Origin of the sequence: Actinocrinis sp., assembly GCF_035938995.1 — a bacterium.
Taxonomy (GTDB): Bacteria; Actinomycetota; Actinomycetes; order Streptomycetales; family Catenulisporaceae; genus DASZGI01.
On record NZ_DASZGI010000174.1, the window covers coordinates 1 to 16887 of the forward strand.

At 70.5% G+C, this 16887-nt stretch carries 12 protein-coding genes and 1 pseudogene; 7 read left to right on the forward strand and 6 right to left on the reverse strand.

Going from position 1 to position 16887, the window contains the following annotated elements:
• A pseudogene (locus VGZ32_RS12540) lies at positions 1-1320 on the reverse strand (Ig-like domain-containing protein); the annotation flags it as partial.
• Between the two features lie 420 nt (positions 1321-1740).
• On the opposite strand from VGZ32_RS12540, the gene VGZ32_RS12545 reads away from it, so the two are divergent.
• Positions 1741-3135, forward strand: coding sequence for a hypothetical protein (locus VGZ32_RS12545; protein WP_326886143.1), 1395 nt, complete (start codon positions 1741-1743; stop codon positions 3133-3135).
• 13 nt (positions 3136-3148) lie between these two features.
• Here VGZ32_RS12545 and VGZ32_RS12550 read toward each other — a convergent pair whose 3' ends face one another.
• A complete protein-coding gene (locus tag VGZ32_RS12550) occupies positions 3149-3577 on the reverse strand; it encodes a hypothetical protein (protein WP_326886144.1) in 429 nt (142 codons plus the stop codon).
• An 18-nt stretch (positions 3578-3595) separates the two neighbouring features.
• On the opposite strand from VGZ32_RS12550, the gene VGZ32_RS12555 reads away from it, so the two are divergent.
• Positions 3596-4507, forward strand: coding sequence for an FAD-dependent monooxygenase (locus VGZ32_RS12555; RefSeq protein WP_326886165.1), 912 nt, complete (start codon positions 3596-3598; stop codon positions 4505-4507).
• 297 nt (positions 4508-4804) lie between these two features.
• Here the strand turns inward: VGZ32_RS12555 and VGZ32_RS12560 are convergent, their stop codons facing one another.
• Positions 4805-5908 (reverse strand): hypothetical protein, encoded by a 1104-nt coding sequence (locus VGZ32_RS12560; RefSeq protein ID WP_326886145.1) that lies wholly within the window; start codon positions 5906-5908, stop codon positions 4805-4807.
• 198 nt (positions 5909-6106) lie between these two features.
• Between VGZ32_RS12560 and VGZ32_RS12565 the strand changes: the two genes are divergently transcribed.
• Positions 6107-9508 (forward strand): S8 family serine peptidase, encoded by a 3402-nt coding sequence (locus VGZ32_RS12565; protein WP_326886146.1) that lies wholly within the window; start codon positions 6107-6109, stop codon positions 9506-9508.
• Positions 9509-9878: 370 nt separating this feature from the next.
• The gene (locus tag VGZ32_RS12570; protein WP_326886147.1) at positions 9879-10976 is read left to right on the forward strand and encodes a YbhN family protein; all 1098 of its coding nucleotides are present in this window, start codon (positions 9879-9881) and stop codon (positions 10974-10976) included.
• A 24-nt stretch (positions 10977-11000) separates the two neighbouring features.
• Here the strand turns inward: VGZ32_RS12570 and VGZ32_RS12575 are convergent, their stop codons facing one another.
• Both VGZ32_RS12575 and VGZ32_RS12580 read right to left on the reverse strand, forming a co-directional pair.
• Entirely contained in the window at positions 11001-11816 is an 816-nt protein-coding gene (locus tag VGZ32_RS12575; RefSeq protein WP_326886148.1) for an HpcH/HpaI aldolase family protein, read from the reverse strand.
• A complete protein-coding gene (locus tag VGZ32_RS12580) occupies positions 11809-12702 on the reverse strand; it encodes a 2-hydroxy-3-oxopropionate reductase (protein ID WP_326886149.1) in 894 nt (297 codons plus the stop codon). Before VGZ32_RS12580 ends, VGZ32_RS12575 begins: the two co-directional genes overlap by 8 nt.
• Before the next feature lie 373 nt (positions 12703-13075).
• Here VGZ32_RS12580 and VGZ32_RS12585 point away from each other — a divergent pair, with 373 nt between their 5' ends.
• Together VGZ32_RS12585 and VGZ32_RS12590 are read left to right on the forward strand one after the other, a co-directional pair.
• Positions 13076-13873 carry a VOC family protein gene (locus VGZ32_RS12585; RefSeq protein WP_326886150.1) on the forward strand — a complete coding sequence of 266 codons (798 nt, stop codon included), beginning with the start codon at positions 13076-13078 and terminating at the stop codon, positions 13871-13873.
• 74 nt (positions 13874-13947) lie between these two features.
• Positions 13948-14400, forward strand: coding sequence for a hypothetical protein (locus tag VGZ32_RS12590; RefSeq protein ID WP_326886151.1), 453 nt, complete (start codon positions 13948-13950; stop codon positions 14398-14400).
• 9 nt (positions 14401-14409) lie between these two features.
• On the opposite strand, the gene VGZ32_RS12595 is transcribed toward VGZ32_RS12590, so the two are convergent.
• Positions 14410-14844, reverse strand: coding sequence for a hypothetical protein (locus tag VGZ32_RS12595; RefSeq protein WP_326886152.1), 435 nt, complete (start codon positions 14842-14844; stop codon positions 14410-14412).
• A 345-nt stretch (positions 14845-15189) separates the two neighbouring features.
• On the opposite strand from VGZ32_RS12595, the gene VGZ32_RS12600 reads away from it, so the two are divergent.
• Positions 15190-16830, forward strand: a complete 1641-nt coding sequence (locus VGZ32_RS12600) for an ABC-F family ATP-binding cassette domain-containing protein (RefSeq protein WP_326886153.1) — start codon at positions 15190-15192, stop codon at positions 16828-16830.
• The last annotated feature ends 57 nt before the right edge of the window (positions 16831-16887 follow it).

Below are 16887 nucleotides of genomic sequence, written 5' to 3' on the forward strand. Positions count from 1 at the left end.
GCGCCCGGCGACCGGGGTGGCGCCGTCCTCGGTCAGCGTGCCCGACAGGGTCAGCGGCGCCCCGTTGGCGGCCTTGGCCGGCCCGGTGTAGACCAGCGTCGCCTCCTCGTGGGTGACCGTATAGGTGCCCGACGCCGAGGAACCCAGATCACCGGTGTCACCCGCGAAACTCGCGGTCAACGGATAGGAGCCCGCGGCCTCCCCCGGGGTGAGCGCGCACGACGCCGCACCGGACGCATCGGTGGTCCCCGTGCACGACTCGCTGCCGTCCAGGGTGAACACCACCGGCTGACCCGCGATCGGCCCGGCACCGTCACTCAACACCGCCGACACCGTACCCGGATCATGAAAATCACTCGCCGGCGCCGCACCGGTAAATGTCAGGGTGGAGGGCCGTTGAATCCAATTCACCGTGACATCGTTCGAGCCGAACGTGCCGGCGGGATTGGTGGCCAGTGCCTGGAGAGTGTCGGTTCCCGTCTTCGAACTGGTATAGGAGAACGACGCATTACCGTTGGCGTCCGACGTCACGGTTTGCTGGGTTCCCGCGTTCGGCCCGGAAACGACGGCGAATGTGATCGGCACACCCTGCAGCGGCGTGCCACAGGAGTTGGCGATCGTCGCCTCTGTCGTCGCCTCGCTGCCGAGCGCCTGCGTCTGCGTGTTCGGCGTGAGGCTGATCGAGGCGCCCGGGCACCGGGTGCCGACCAGCGACCACTGCTGCGACTCGTTGGTGCCGCCCGGGCAGGAGGCCAGGTCGATCCCGCCGGTGTTGAGCACCTGCTTGCTGTCGGTGAAGGTGTTCAGCGTGCCGTCGATCGTCGCGTCGATCTCAGGGATGACCCCGGACTGACTGCAGTTGCCGGCCCAGTTCGCGTTGTTCGGGCCGATGTCCGACGTGTCGAAAAGCCCTGAGGTGTTGTCGCAGCCCCCCGACGCGCCGCTGACGGTCTGGGTGATGATGTACTGCTGGCCGGGCTGGAGCACCACGTTGTGCTGCCACATGCTCCAGGTACAGGTGTCGAACTTCACCTGGACCGAGTCGACGGTCTCGACGAGGTTCGTGTTGTTGACGATGCGCACCGCGCCCGCGTCGAACGAGCAGGTCCCGGCGCAGCCGGAGTACGTCACCCCGGGCGAGCCCGCCCACGGGGTCGGGAAATTGGTCGGATTGGCGCGCAGCGTGTCGGCATAGCCGACATACACGTCGACGCTCGAAGCCGCGGAGGCCGGGGCGGCGGTCGCCGCGACGACTCCCGAAGCCGCCATCGCCGCAGTGGTGAGCACGACGAGCCATCTGGGCAGCGTCGTACGGAGCATGCGAATCGTTCGATTCATCGAGAAACCCCCTGCGCAGCGGCCGCAGCCGCCGCACCTATGGCCGCTCGGGCCGGATTTGCCGGGCCCAGAAGGTGGGCCCGGCCCCGATGACGTTATGGAAACGACCATGAAATGACCAGGCTGGAAAGGGGCGCGAAAGGAGTATGCGCATGCGGCGATTGTGCAGAGAGCGCTGGAAACGCGCTTTCGAGGAGTCGTCGGAACACGTATTCGAGAAACGTATTTGCGAAAAACGAGGATCCGATAAGGGTCGACGCAGCGCACTGAGAGGCGCTCGGCGCGGCCTGGTGCGCGGAATCTGAGCAAATCATTAATTTTGGCGCGACCACGGCGAATCGCGCAGCCGCGCGCGGCGATCTCGGCGTCGTCCCAGATACGCGCCCGTGGAAGCCGCCCCGCGTGGGCCGCGTGCCGCCGGACGGTCCGGCCGCGGGGCCCGGGGCGGCCACGGCACTGAACGGGATAGGCACCGAAGAGGAGTGGAACCGGCAGATGGCCCAGATGTACAGTCCGCCGACTCGCTCGTTCACCCTTCCGTACAACGACGACCCACCGCCCGGCATGGCTGGCCGACGCGGCGCGTACGGCGACACCCTTTCGTACGGCGCCGACGGCGCGCCGCCGACGCGGGTGGAACGCACGCTTATCGATCCAGACCGCCCGCACGAGGCCCCGCGCCCCGGCCCGCGCTCGCACCGTCGGCGCCGGTTCGGGATGCTCGGCGCCTGGACCTTCGCCTGGTTCTTGATCTTCAACGTGCACGGCGGCTACTCCTGGCACTACTTCGTGCAGGGCAGCACCCTGCTGTTCGACGGCGCCGATCCGGGAAGCGCCGCAGGCGGCTTGCACGTGTACTCCAACTACCCCCAGCTGCAGATCGGGCCGTTCACGTTCGCCGTGGCGCAGATCCTCCGCCAGGTCGGGCCGTCCGGCGGCCGGCTGTTCGCCGAACTGGTCATGACCGTGCTCGGCCTAGTGGTCCTCCACGTCGTCGAGCGGATCGCGCTGACCGTTCGTCCCGCGCTGGCCGCCGACGCCCGGCTGGAGCGCACGCTGCTCTTCGGCGGCGGCGCGTTCATGATCGGCTGGGTGGACCTGGCCGCCGCCTACGGCCATCTCGATGACGTGCTCGCGCTGCTGTGCGTGACGCTGTCCGTCTGGGCCCTGATATCGGACCTCCCGGCCATCGCCGGCATCTGCCTCGGCCTGTCGGTGGACGCGAAGCCGTGGGCGCTGGTGTTTCTGCCGCTGATCCTCGCGGTGCCCAGCCGCGTCCGGCGGCACGCGGCGCTCTGGACCGCCGCGACGGTTCTCGTCGCGTGGCTCCCTTTCGTCATCGCCGACCCGCACACGCTCACGGTGACCCAGTTCACCATCACCAACGAGCCGTCCTCCGCGCTGCGGGCGCTCGGTGTCACTTCGCCGAGCACCCCGTCCTGGGACCGCGTCGCGCAGATCGCGCTCGGGTGCGCGCTCGGTGCGCTCGCGGTCTACCGCCGCCGCTGGCCCGCGGTGATCCTCCTCGGCGTCGGCGCGCGCATCGCCCTCGACCCGGGCGTGTACGGGTACTACACAGCGGGCGTTTTGCTCGGCGCGCTGCTGTGGGACCTGCTCGGCCTACGGCGCACCGCGCCGATCTGGACCATCGCCTCGGGTGCGGCGCTGGCCGTCGCCCCGGTGCTGATCTCGGACGCCGGCCTGCTCGGTCATCTACGACTGTGGCTGGTGCTGGGCTTCACCCTCGCGCTGTTGCTGGCGCCGAGCCCTCGCTACAGCATCCGGGACCGATTGTGACCTCTTCATTGCGTTAATCGCGCTCATCGCGCGGCGCCAGCCGCTCCGGCTCGACCAGCGCTGCCTGCCCGGTGCTCTGCGCGAAGCCGATCAGCTGATCGAAGGTCCAGCTCAGCTTGCCGGAGCGCAGTTCGTCGGTCACGGACTTGATCCAGTCCAGCTCCGCCGCGGTCATCGCGCGCAGGTATTCGCCCTCGAGCATGGTGACTCGGGGCAGCCGGTACACCTCCGCCTGTTCGGCCAGGCCCTTGTCCTGCCCGGCCAGGCTCTCGGCGAGGGTCGCGGCGCGGCGCTCCAGGATTTCCAGCGCCTCTCGCGGCTCGAGCATGAGCACGAACGACAGCGCCGCGGGGAACTGCGGAAACTCCTGCTTGGGCTCGGCCAGCATCTCGGCCAGCCAGACCCCCATGGTCGCGCGCCCCTCGTCGGTCAGCTCGTACACCGTGCGCTCCGGGTACTGCTGGTCGCGGCCGGTCTCCCGGATCGCGATCAGACCGGCCGCGAGCAGGCTGAGGCGCAGGGCGTGCGGACCGTGTACGGCAAGCGCCTGACGGGGGTCGAAGAGGGGCCGGAGGGCATCACCGCCCGGTTCGCCGACGGCGACGCGGTGACCGCCGACATCCTCGTCGGCGCGGACGGCATCCGCTCGACGGTCAGGAGCCTGATCGACCGGAACGCGCCCGGACCGCAGTACACCGGCCTGCTCGGCTTCGGCGCGTTCTCGAAGGCGGACGTGCCCGGCGCGCGTCCGGACGCCATGTACTTCGCGTTCGGCAAGCACGCCTTCCTCGGCTACTGGGCGGCGCCCGGCGGCGGCACCGCCTGGTTCTGCAACCTGCCCTGGGAGAAGCAGCTCACCGCCGAGGAAACCCGGGCGACCCCGTCGGCGCAGTGGATGGAGATGCTGCGCCAGAAGTTCGCCGAGGACGTGCCCGGCCGCGACGTGCTGCGCCACACCGGCGACGACGACCTGCTCACCTTCGGCGGCATGGAGATCCTCCCGTCGGTGCCGACCTGGCACCGGGGCCGGATGGTGCTGGTCGGCGACTCGGCGCACGCTCCGTCGTCCAGCTCCGGCCAGGGCGCCTCGCTGGCGATCGAGAGCGCGATCCAGCTCGCCCGGTGCCTGCGCGACATCCCCGACGTGAGCGCGGCGTTCGCGGCGTACGAGCGGTTGCGTCGAGGGCGGGTGGAGAAGGTGGCCGCCCAGGCCGCGAAGACCAACAACCAGAAGGCCATGGGCCCGATCGCGACGACCGTCATGACGCTGCTCATGCCGGTGGCCACACACACGTTCATGAAGCCGGAGAAGATGTTCGGCTGGGTCCAGCGGTACGACATCGATTGGGGCGCGCCGGTCCTGGCCGGTTGACCGTCTTGAGCCGACGCGCTAATCCGCCACCTGTCGCATTCACCTGTTGCCGTGCTCTTGCTAGGCTCGCCGCTCATGCCGCCCAAGCCCACCAGCCGCGCTTTCGCGCCGGCGGTGACACATCCGGAGTGGCTGCGTGTCACCGCCGCGCTTCCCTGGCTCGCGTATCCGCTCGCTTATCTGGCCCTACGCGTTGCTTGACCCGCGCAAGGACGGATACGTCCACGTCACGACATGGTCACTGATCATCACCGGCGCGTTCGTGCTCTTCCTGCTGTTGATCGTGCTGGTGGCCAATCACCCGTTGCCGGCGAGGACGGCGGGCGCCGTGTCGCCGTTCGGCGGCCACTGGAGCCCGGCGAACCAGAACGAGCCGGTCGGCAGCGCCGCTCCGGACGTGATCGAGTCGATCCCGGCCGGGGCGGACGCCGTGGTCCAGGAGGAGCCGTTGTAGTGCGCGACGGAGAGCGTGCTGTTCACGAAGATCCCGCCGACCCACACGTCCGTCGCCGACACCGCGACCAGCGCCTTGCCGCCGTTGAACGCGGCGCTCACGCTCCAGGCCGAGCCGTTCCAATTCAGCACGCTGCCATCGCCGGTCAGCACCCACACCGAGGTCGGGGAGGCCGCCGCGACGTCCAGCACGCCGGAGTCGTCGGGCAGGGTGATGTCGCTCCACGCCGAGCCGTTGAAGTGCTCGAGCACCGAGTGCACGACCCGGTTGTGATAGCCGCTGCTCTGTTGCTTGCCGCCGATCCAGACGTCGCCCGGCGAGGTCGCGGAGATCGCGTTGATCGTCAGGCCCAGCGTGAAGGTGAACGGGGTCGCCGTCTGGGTCCACGCCGTCCCGTCCCAGTGCGTGACGACGGCGAAGTTTCCGCTGCTGCCCGAGCCGGCGCCGACAGCCAACGCGTTCGCCGCGGAGAACACCTTGACGTGCGCGAGGCTCATGTAGTTGATCGACGAGGGCACGGTCATCGCGTGCCAGGCACCCGCGCTCCACTGGTAGGCCAGCGCCGCCGGCACCCAGCCGTTGTCGTTCAGCACGGCGTTGCCCACGGCGACCGCGTCGCCCGCGGCGTCCGTGCTCACCCCGGTGAACTGGCATGAGCTCTCGAACACGTCGCACGGTCCGGCCGGAATGCCGACCTGCGTCCACGAGCTGCCGTTCCAGTGCTCGGTGAGCACCGAGCCGTCGTCGCGCCCGACCGCCCAGGCATTCGTCGCCGACGCCGCGGAGACGCCGGCGAGCGGTGCATAGGGGACGTTGCTGAGCACCGGGAACGACGGGTGCGCCACGGTCATCGTCGCGGCCTGGGCCGTGCCGAACCCGGCAGCGCAGGCCAGGGCCAGCGCGGCGCCCCCGGTCGCCCAGCGCGCAGTGGTAGCTGGTCTCATCATCGAAGTCTGCTTCCCCTCCAGGCTGTGGGCCTCGGCGGCCGCCGAGGCCCACCCCCAGAACGGATCCATCCGCCCGAGGCGTTCACCCCGCGCCGAGATCGAACTGAACCGAACCCCCTGACGATCCGTGGATGTTCCGGATTCTTCTGGCGTAGCTCCGACGAATCCGGCGCTGCGCCGCCATCGGAGGGGATCAGAATGCTCAGATATAGGCAAAGGCGGCATATCTATCTCGCAGGAGCGCTCGCTACCGTACTCGCGGCCTCCGGCCTGACCGCTGCTCAGGCCAACGCCGCCGCCTCAGGCCCCAAGCAGGCCGTCATCGTGGTGCTTCGCAATCAACACCCGGAGCTGCCCGTCAAGAGCGCCGGCACGGCCCGCCGGCAGACCACCGCACGCGACCAGGCCCCGCTCGTCTCCAACGCCAAGAGCGCCGGCGCTACCGGTGTCAAGACCTTCTCGATCATCAATGGATTCTCCGCCTCGATGACCGCGGCGGAAGCGGACAATCTGCGCGCCGACCCGTCGGTCGCCGAGGTGGTGCCCGACCGGATGGTCCCGATCTCGCCGCTGACCCCGGCGCAGACCGCCCAGATCAAGGCCGAGTCGACGCAGGCCAAGACGGTGGCCACGGTCACCGCCCCGCCGGACCACCTGATCCCGGGCACCTGCCCGTCCGACCCGGGCAAGCCGCTGCTCGAGCCCGAGGCGTTGCAGACCACGGACACGGCGTTCAGCAACCCGCAGCTGCCGCAGGCACAGAACCTGGTGGACGGCACCGGGGTCAAGGTCGGCTGGATCGCCGACGGCATCGACGTCAACAACCCCGACTTCATCCGGGCCGACGGCTCCCACGTGTTCGTCGACTACCAGGACTTCTCCGGCACCGACCCGAACCTGGGCGGCGCGGGCGGCGAGGCCTTCGGCGACGCCAGCTCGATCGCCGCGCAGGGCCGCCAGGTCTACGACCTGTCCAAGTTCGTCGACTCGGCGCACCCGCTGCCGGCCGGCTGCAACATCACCGTGCGCGGCATGGCGCCGGGCGCGTCGATGGTCGGGCTGAACGTGTTCGGCTCCTCCAACTTCGCCATCAACTCCTCGATCATCCAGGCCATCGACTACGCGGTGACCGTGGACAACGTGGACGTGCTCAACGAGTCCTTCGGCGGCAACGCCTACCCGACCGACGGCACCGACCCGACCGCGCTGGCCGACGACGCAGCCGTGGCCGCGGGCGTGACCGTGGTCAGCTCGACCGGCGACGCGGGCCCGACCAACACCCAGGGCACGCCCTCGGTGGACCCGAACGTCATCTCGGCCGGCGCCACCACCACCTTCCGCGTCATGGCGCAGACCGGATACGCCGGCACCCGCAACTTCGCCACCTCGTGGGTCAGCGACAACCCCTCGCCGATCTCCTCCGACGGGGTCAACGACCTCGGCCGCGTGATCGACCTGGTCGCGCCCGGGCAGGACGGCTGGGCGCTGTGCACCCCGGACCCGGTGCGGTTCGCGAGCTGCACCAACTTCAATGGACAGCCCTCGAACATCGAGGACTTCGGCGGGACCAGCGAATCCTCCCCGCTGATCGCGGGCGCCGCGGCGCTCGTGATCGAGGCGTACAAGAACACGCACCACGGCGTGAAGCCCAGCCCGGCGCTGGTGAAGCAGATCCTCACCTCGACGGCGACCGACCTCGGCCTGCCGGCGAGCGAGCAGGGCGCGGGCGAGGTGAACTCGCTGCGCGCGGTGCGCATGGCGATGTCGCTGCAGGACGCGAACGGCAGCCCGACGATGCAGGGCGACGGCCTGATGGTCACCGGCCCCGGCAGCGACACGCAGCTGACCGCGGTGGGCGGCGCCAACCGTAGCGTCGACATCCCGGTCACCGTCACCAACACCAGCCCCGACATCCAGACCGTCTCCGCGCACGGCCGGATCCTCGGCCAGACCCTGTCCGACGTGAAGGCCACCATCCCGCTGAACATCGCCTCGGCCTCGACGCCGTCCTTCCTCGACGGCATCGCGGGCGCAGGCGGCGTCCCGGTGACGCGCCGCTACGCGATGACCACGTTCACCGTCCCGGTCGGCGCCGACCATCTCGAGGGTCAGCTCACCTGGCCCGGCGGCGGATCGAACGGGCAGTCGCTCGTCCGGCTCGCCCTGATCGGCCCGAACGGCGAGTACGAGACGCACTCGCTGCCGCAGGGCGCGGGCAACCACGGACAGGTGGACGTGCGCTTCCCGGCGGCCGGCACCTGGACCGCGATCTTCTTCGCCTCGGCCAGCCCGTTCGGCTTCGACGGCACCGTGAACTACGAATTCACCACGACCAAGTACACGACCTTCGGCACCGTCTCCCCGGCCACCGCCGTCATCAAGCCGGGGCAGAGCGCGACCTTCCAGGTCCACACCCGGCTGCCGGAGGACGCGGGCGATCTGTCCGCGGCCGTCCAGTTCAGCACCCCGCTCGGAACGCAGACCGCGATCCCGCTGACCCTGCGCACCCTGCTGTCGACGAGCACCGACGGCGGCGCCTTCACCGGCACGCTCACCGGCGGCAACGGCCGGGGCAACCCGGGCGCGCAGACCCAGGCCTATTTCTTCGACGTGCCGAACGGCAAGAAGAGCCTCGGCATCGACCTGGCCCTGGCCGGCGACCCGAACCAGAACGTCTTCGCCGCGCTGGAGGGCCCGGACCGCCAGGTGCTGTCGCTGTCCACGAACCAGACCGTGGACGCGAGCGGCAACGTGGTTCCGATCGCCTCGCTCCAGGGCTTCGTGCGCGCCCCGGCGCCCGGGCGCTGGACGCTGTTCATCGACATCGACAATCCGGTCACCGGGACCGCGCTGACCGAGCAGTTCACCGGTCACCTGCGGTACGACCTGGTCCAGGTGCACGCCAGCGGCCTGCCGCACGGCACGATCGCGGCGGGCAGCACGAAGACGGCCACGATCACCGTGACCAACACCGGGAAGGCGCCGGAGCTGTTCTTCGCCGACCCGCGGTTGACCACGAGCACCGTCTATCCGCTGCTGGTCCAGGCGCCGTCGACGGCGACGATCCCGCTGCCGTTCCCGGCCACGGCCACCGGCACCACCTGGCTGGTGCCGACCGAGTCGACGGATCTGCTCGTGACGCAGTCCTCGACCATCCCGGCCGACTTCGACGCCTCGTATCTCGACAGCGGAGTGCCGGAGATCCTGGGCCTGCCCAACGGGCTCACGGCCAAGGCGGAACTGACCGCGCCGCGGATCACGCAAGGGCTGTTCGCGGCCGACCCGACGCCGCTCGGCCCGACCGACGGCCCGGTGAGCGGCAGCGCGACCCTGGCCGCGCAGGTCACCACGCAGACGTTCGACCCGAACGCCACGTCGAGCACCGGGGACTTCTGGCAGTTCGCGGTGAACCCGTCGGCTCCGAGCATCGCGCCGCTGGCTCTGAACCCGGGTCAGAGCGGAAGCATCACCGTGACGATCACCGCCGCCGGCTCGTCGGGCGCCACCGTCTCGGGCGTCGTCTACGTGGACGACCTGTCCGAGTTCCTGGCCAACGGCGACGACATCGCCGCGCTCCCGTACACCTACACCGTGAAGTAATCGAACACAGTGAAGTGATCCGAGTGGCCGCCCGCTGACGGGCGGCGAGTAGACCCGAGGCACGACCGGTCCGGGACCCGCAGCGGGTCCCGGGCCTCCTCATTCCGGACATCCCGGCTTCGTCCTGCCCGGGTCAGTGGTTGAACGGAAAGGAGGCCCGGGCCTCCAGCGTACAACTCAGCCCTCTGGCCCCGATCATTTGCACGGGCGCACATCGAAGCACCTGTATAGGCGCGGCTGGGTACGAGGCTCGACGTCCGGTCGCACGCGAGCTGTCTGCCAGAACTCGCGCATCGCCCACAACGCGGAGTCGAGTTACGCTCTGGCGCAGGAGCGCTGCGCGCCCGATGCGACAGGGGGAACCGCGGCGATGGCTGTGAGACGCCCGAAGCTGGCGCCCCTCTTGATGGGCGCGCTCGCGATCGGCCTGCTCGTCGTGCTCGGGGTGCAGCAGGCTCCGGAGGTCCGATCCAGCCTGCGGACGTTCGGCCACCTGCACTGGGGGTGGCTCGCGTGGGCGCTGGGTGCCCAAGCCGGATCGATGGCCGCTCTGGCGCACAGTCAGCGCCAATTGCTCCAGGTCAACGGGACCAAGGTGTCGGCGCGCTCGACGATGGCGGTCGCCTACGCCAGCAACGCCCTATCGGTGAGCCTGCCGCTGGCCGGGGCCAGCGTGGGCACCGCCTTCTCGTTCCGCCAGTTCCGCCGCCGCGGCGTCGACACGGCGACGGCCAGCTGGGCGCTGACCGTCTCCGGGGTGATGTCGTCGATCGCGTTCGCGCTGCTGATGACGGTGGGCGCGCTGCTCACGGACAGTCCGACCGGGGCGACCATCGGGCTGAGCGGAGCGGCGGCCACCGCGCTGCCGATGCTGGCGCTGCTTCTCTCGCTGCGCTTCGGCAACATCCGGCACTCCTTGAACGGGGCGGCGCGGTGGCTGGTCGGGCGGTCGCGGCGGTGGTTCGACCGTCCGGGCGAAGACGCCGCCGACGCCTTCGAGAAAATCCTCAACCAGGCCGCCGCGCTGCGCGCCACGCCCCGGCAGTACGGCATCGCCTTCTTCATGTCGCTGCGGAACTGGACCGCGGACTGCGTCTGCCTGGGCGCCTCGATCGCGGCGACCGGCGCCCACGTGCCGCTTCGCGGACTGCTGCTCGCCTACTGCCTCGCGATGGCGGCGGGCAGCTTCGGGATCACCCCGGGCGGCGTGGGGGTGGTCGAACTCGCCCTCACCGCGTCGCTGGTCGCCGCCCACATGCCGGCGGACCAGGCTCTGGCGGCGGTGGTGATCTACCGCCTCATCAGCTTCTGGCTGGTGATGGTGATCGGCTGGATCCTGGTCGCCAGGCTGTCGAGCCGTGGGCGCGCCACCGCGGACGAGGCCGCCGTCCCGCTGCGGGAGGCGGTCGGCGAGGCCCCGGCGTCCTCGCAGTCCTCCCCTCCCGAGACGTCGGTCCCGCTCGGCTGACCGGCTACTCCCCCGCTGAGCCCCTTAGACCCCTGCGCGCACCGTGCGCATGGCACTTCGCCCGGTCTCGACCAGCAGCATCGCGTCCGAGGCGATCCCGACGAAGCGGAACCCCTCGTCGGCGTAGCGGCGCGCGGCGTGCGCGTCGGGGGCCAGGATGCCGCAGGCGACGCCCGCGACGTCGGCCGCCGCGAGCACCCGCTTGACCGCCTCGACGAAGACCGGCGCGGAGGTGTCCCCGGGCACGCCGAGGTCGTGGGAGAGGTCGCGCGGTCCGATGAACACCACGTCGAGCCCGCGGAGGGTGGCGATCCGGTCGATCTGGTCGACCGCGCGCCGGTTCTCGATCTGCACGACACTGACCACACGGTCGTTGGCGGTGTCGAGGGCCTGCGGCCGGGTGCCGAAGCCGCCGGCCCGGTTGTAGGTCGCCACACCGCGGTCGCCCTCGGGTGGGTAGCGCAGGTGCCGCAGCGTCAGCGCGGCCTCCTCGGCCGATTCCAGACGCGGGAACATGACCCCGGTGGCGCCGAGGTCGAGCACCCGGCCGGCCCGGATGCGGTCCGACGACTCGACCCGCACCAGCATCGGGACGCCGTGCGCGTCGGCGGCGAGCAGTTGGCCGGTCAGCGCCTCCTCCCCGCCGCCGCCGTGCTCGAGGTCGGCGAGCAGCCAGTCGAAGCCGGCGAGCGCGCAAGCCTCGGCGGCCAGAGCGGATCCGAGCCCGAGGAAGGTGCCGAACAGCGTCTCGCCGTCCGCCAGCCGACGCCGAAGCCCCGGCTTCGCCGCGCGGTTCTCAGCGGTCGCAGTGTTTTCAGCAGTCGCAGCGTTCTCAGTCACGGCGCCGCCCGGAGAGGCGTTCGACCACTTTGAGCAGCGCGCCGTGGTCGAGCGATCCGTCGCCCTCGGCGCGCAGGGCGGACATCAGTTGGGCCACCGCCGCGCCGAGCGGGATCACCGCGCCCGCGTCTCTGGCCACGTCGAGGCAGATTCCCAGGTCCTTGTGATGCAGGTCCACCCGGAAGCCGGGGGCGAAGGACCGGGCGAGCATCGCAGCGCCCTTGCGGTCGATGACCCGGCTTCCGGCCAGGCCGCCGCCGAGCACGCGCAGCCCCGCGGCGGCGTCCACCCCGCTGGCCTCCATGAGCACGATGGCCTCGGCGACCAGCTCGATGGTCCCGGCGACGACGAGTTGGTTGGCGGCCTTGACGGTCTGTCCGGCTCCGGCCGGCCCGACGTGCACGAGGGTGCCGCCGACCGCGCGCAGTACCGGGAGCGCGGCTTCGAAGTCCGCCTCCTCGCCGCCGCACATGATCGAGAGCGTGCCTTCGACGGCGCCCTGTTCGCCGCCGGAGACGGGGGCGTCGAGCACGCGGATCCCCTTGTCGGCGGCGGCCCGCGCGACGGCGACCGAGGTCTGGGGGCGCACCGTGCTCATGTCGATGTAGAGCAGGTCGGGGGCGGCGGAGGCGAGGATGCCGTCCGGGCCGAGCGCGACCGCCTCGACGTCCGGGGAGTCGGGCAGCATGGTGACGACCACGTCGCTGCGGCGGGTGACGTCGGCGACGCTCTCACCCGCCTGTCCCCCGGCGGCGACCAGGCGGTCGACCGCGGACCTGCTCCGGTTGTGCCCGACGACCGGGAATCCCGCCTTGATCAGATTCACCGCCATCGGGGCGCCCATGATGCCCAACCCGATGAATCCGATCCTGGGTCTGTCTGCCACGAATCCTCCTACACGGCGGGTTGGCCGGGCGAGGTGCCGACGGCCTCACGGTCACACGGCTCGACGGCGAGGGCAAGACATCTCGCGAGAGTTTTTTCAGAACCGTGACTTTTGTTCCTATCCGTGAACAATCCTTTGGCTCTGGCGGGCCGCGCGCGTCGGCGGCTCGAGGACGCGGGACTCGCCCACACGCAGCTTGCGGCACGCACATCCGTTCGCCCACGACAGGATCCTGATAGTGCTGAACTCGCGAGCGTCACTCGGTTTTCACGGGGTACCAATCCGTCGCCGCGTGTTTACGCGTTCGGGTGGCGCCCCGGAGTCACCGGGTGGAGAGTGGTCGCATCAAGGGTTCCGGTTCAGGAGGCGAATCATGCCCGAAGTGACCGCTCCATACGCCGAAGGCACCCCGTGTTGGGTCGACCTGATGGCGGAGGACCAGCGCGCCGCGCTGGACTTCTACAAAGACCTGTTCGGCTGGTCCGGCGAGCCCGGCCCGGCCGAGTTCGGCGGCTACGCCATGATGGAGATGGCCGGCCGCGCGGTGTGCGGCATCGGCCCGGCCATGCCCGCCGCCGAGGGAATGCCCGCGCCGCCACACGTCTGGACGACATACCTCTCCAGTGACGACGCGGACGGCTCGGCCAAGCGCATCACCGACGCCGGCGGGACGATCATGGTGCCGCCCATGGACGTCGGCACCCAGGGCCGGATGATGATCGCCGTGGATCCGACCGGCGCCGTCTTCGGGGTCTGGGGGCACCGCGACTTCTACGGCGCCCAGCTCGTCAACGACCCCGGCACGCTGACGTGGAACGAGTGCAACACCCGCGACGTGCCCGCCGCCTCCGCCTTCTACGAGGCGGCGTTCGGCATCACCACCACGCCGATGGAGGGCATGGAGGGCTACTACGCCATCAACGTCGGCGACAAGAACGTCGGCGGCATGCAGAACATCACCGGGCAGATGCCGGACGACGTGCCCGCGCACTGGATGACCTGGTTCGCGGTCGACGACGTCGACTCCACCGCCGACGCGGCGGTCAAGGCGGGCGCCACCCTCGTCGTCCCGCCGACCGACATGGGCGGCATGCTCCGGATGGCCGGGATCCAGGACCCGTGGGGCGCAGTCTTCTGCGTCATGAAGATGATCGCCCCTCCGTCCGCCTGATCGGACGGCTCATGCGGACCCGGCGCCACCGTGCGCCGGGTCCGCGCGCGTGACGTCCGCGCTACGATGCGGCTGTGCGCATCCGGCGCCCGAGACTCAGACGGCTGACATTCCTGGTGTCGGCTCTGCTCGCCGTAGCCGCGCTCGTGGCGGCGGCGTCGTGCAGCGCCACCGCGCAGGACCAGAGCCCGGCGGCCGCGCAGCGGACCACGGACCCACCGACGGCGATCTGCGGCGCGCCCCCCTGTGACAAGTACCTGACCCGCGGCGAGACCCGCACCGTCGACCACGCGATCAGCGGCCACCCGATCGCCACCGCCATCGCTCTGCATCTCGTCGTCAGCGCCTTCTGCGGCGGCGTCCTGTGCATCTGGGGCGAGGGCTTCAGCTTCGTCTACGTCCAGCACGAGGCGCACGTCGCCGCCCAGAACGACGAGTGCCTGCGGGTGCACGTCCTGCCGCAGGGCCACCAGTGGCAGTTGGTCAACCTGGACGCGTCGAATCAAAGTCCTTACTGCACAGGATGATGTCCCTGCTCAACCGCCGTTGGACGTCACATAGGTCGACACCAGCGGCGCGCAGTCCGCTTTCGCCTGCCCGGCCGTCATCTCCCCGTTCAGATACTCGAGCATGATCAGCCGCGTCAGAGTCATGATCCCGTGGGCGACCAGGTCGTCGTGCCCCTTGTTCACGAGTGTGGCCATCCCCGCCTGGTCTTGGGTGCACTTGGTCGCCAGGGAGTCCAGCGCCGTCTGGTAATCGACCGGAAGCGCCACGCCGCCGTCCGCGTTCGCCAGCTGAATGGCCAGCGCCGACGGCACGGGTGCCCGCGGGGTGGTCTCCGGGCTGGGCGTGATCAGCACCTTCCCGACCCCCCACCCCACCAGGCAGGCGATGGCGAGCACCGCGAGAATCAGCAGGCCGTACGCGCGCAGCCTGCTCCCGCCGCCCTGCTTTCGGCGTGTGGCCATCGTCGCCTGACCCCTTTTTTCTCAAAGGCACGATCACCGGAATCCGGAGCGCGCCCCCCAGAAAAGCGCACCGGCCGCTCGCTGTCCATATCCCGCGGCCAACTTCTTCGGTAACGAACCATACTCCCGCAGATGGTTCCCTGTCCGCGTTCCGCCCATCATGCCGATTTAACATTCACTTGAGTCCGAATCCCTTTGGCCGCTACCGGAATAACGTTCTCCGCGTCAACCGCCAGATGCACATTCTTCACAGCCGTCCCGCGCCGAAACCGAGGGACCGCGGGCCGCACCGTCTGGCATCCTTGGTCGCGGTCCGCCCGTACGTCCGCCGGAATCGAGGCCCGCGTGACCGCGACGCTCGTCGCCAAAGACCTGGCCGCCGGACACGGCGACCGGGCCCTGTTCGCGCACCTGGACCTCGTCGTGGGCCCGCAGGACGTGTTGGGCGTGGTCGGGGCCAACGGCGCGGGGAAGTCGACGCTGCTGCGCATCCTGGCCGGGATGCTCAAGCCGGAAGAGGGCTCGATCCAGCTGAGCCCGCCCACCGCGACCGTCGGGCACCTGCCGCAGGAGCCGCACCGCCGCCCTCGGGAGACCGTCCGCGCCTTCCTCGAGCGCCGCACCGGGGTCGCCGACGCCCAGCGCGAGCTGGACATGGGCACGCAGGCTCTCGTGGACGGCACCGCCGGAGCCGACGACGCATACGCGACGGCGCTCGAGCACTGGCTCGCACTCGGGGGCGCCGACCTGGCCGAGCGGTCCGAGCAGGTCGCCGCGGAACTCGGCCTCGCGGTGGATCTGGACCAGCCGATGACGTCGCTGTCCGGCGGCCAGGCCGCGCGCGCCGGACTCGCCTCGCTGCTGCTGAGCCGGTACGACCTGTTCCTGCTCGACGAGCCGACGAACGACCTCGACCTGGACGGCCTGGACCGGCTCGAGTCCTTCGTCACCGGGCTGCGCGCGGGCACGGTGGTGGTCAGCCACGACCGGGAGTTCCTGACCCGGACGGTCACCCGGGTCCTCGAACTCGACCTCGCCCAGCACCAGGTGAACACGTATGGCGGCGGCTACGCGTCCTACCTGGAGGAGCGGGAGGTGGCCCGCCGCCACGCCCGCGCGGACTACGAGGAGTTCGCCGACACGAAGGCGGCCCTCGAGTCCAGGGCCCGCACCCAGCGCGCCTGGATGGAACACGGCGTGCGCAACGCCCGGCGCAAGTCCACCGACAACGACAAGATCGGGCGCAAGTTCCGCGCCGAGACCACGGAGAAGCAGGCGGCGAAGGCCCGGCAGACGGAGCGGCTGATCGAGCGGCTGGACGTCGTCGAGGAGCCGCGCAAGGAGTGGGAACTGCGGATGTCCATCGCCGCCGCCCCGCGGGCCGGAGCGGTCGTGGCGACGATGCGCGGGGCGGTCGTGCGGCGCGGCGGGTTCGTCCTCGGGCCGGTGGACCTGGAGATCGGCTGGGCCGACCGGGTGGCGATCACCGGCCCGAACGGCGGCGGGAAGACGACGCTGCTCGGCGCCCTGCTCGGGCGGATGCCCCTGGACGCCGGGAACGCGGCACTGGGCCCCGGCGTCGTGGTCGGCGAGGTCGACCAGGCGCGCGGGCTTTTCGTGGGGGACCAGGCCCTGCTGGAGGCGTTCCGCGAGCAGGTGCCGGACCTGTCGCCGGCCGACTGCCGCACACTGCTGGCGAAGTTCGGTCTAAAGGCCGATCAAGTGCTGCGCTCCGCGGCGACGCTCTCGCCCGGCGAGCGCACCCGGGCGGCGCTGGCGCTGCTCCAGGCCCGCGGCGTCAACCTGCTGGTGCTGGACGAGCCGACGAACCATCTGGACCTGCCGGCGATCGAGCAGCTCGAGTCGGCGCTCGACTCCTACAACGGCACGCTGCTCCTGGTCACGCACGACCGACGCATGCTCGAAGCGGTCCAGGTCACCCGGCGTCTGGAGGTGGCGGCCGGAAGGGTCGTCGAGCACGAATAAGGCTCGACCTCGAAGAACGATGAAGCGGTGTGAAGCGACGTGAAGCGTCGCTGGCCG

Excerpts from the sequence above, each read along its gene's own strand:
- VGZ32_RS12560 (WP_326886145.1), bottom strand. The coding sequence starts at position 5,908 with ATGATGAGACCAGCTACCACTGCGCGCTGGGCGACCGGGGGCGCCGCG.
- VGZ32_RS12565 (WP_326886146.1), top strand. The coding sequence starts at position 6,107 with ATGCTCAGATATAGGCAAAGGCGGCATATCTATCTCGCAGGAGCGCTC.
- VGZ32_RS12570 (WP_326886147.1), top strand. The coding sequence starts at position 9,879 with ATGGCTGTGAGACGCCCGAAGCTGGCGCCCCTCTTGATGGGCGCGCTC.
- VGZ32_RS12585 (WP_326886150.1), top strand. The coding sequence starts at position 13,076 with ATGCCCGAAGTGACCGCTCCATACGCCGAAGGCACCCCGTGTTGGGTC.
- VGZ32_RS12595 (WP_326886152.1), bottom strand. The coding sequence starts at position 14,844 with ATGGCCACACGCCGAAAGCAGGGCGGCGGGAGCAGGCTGCGCGCGTAC.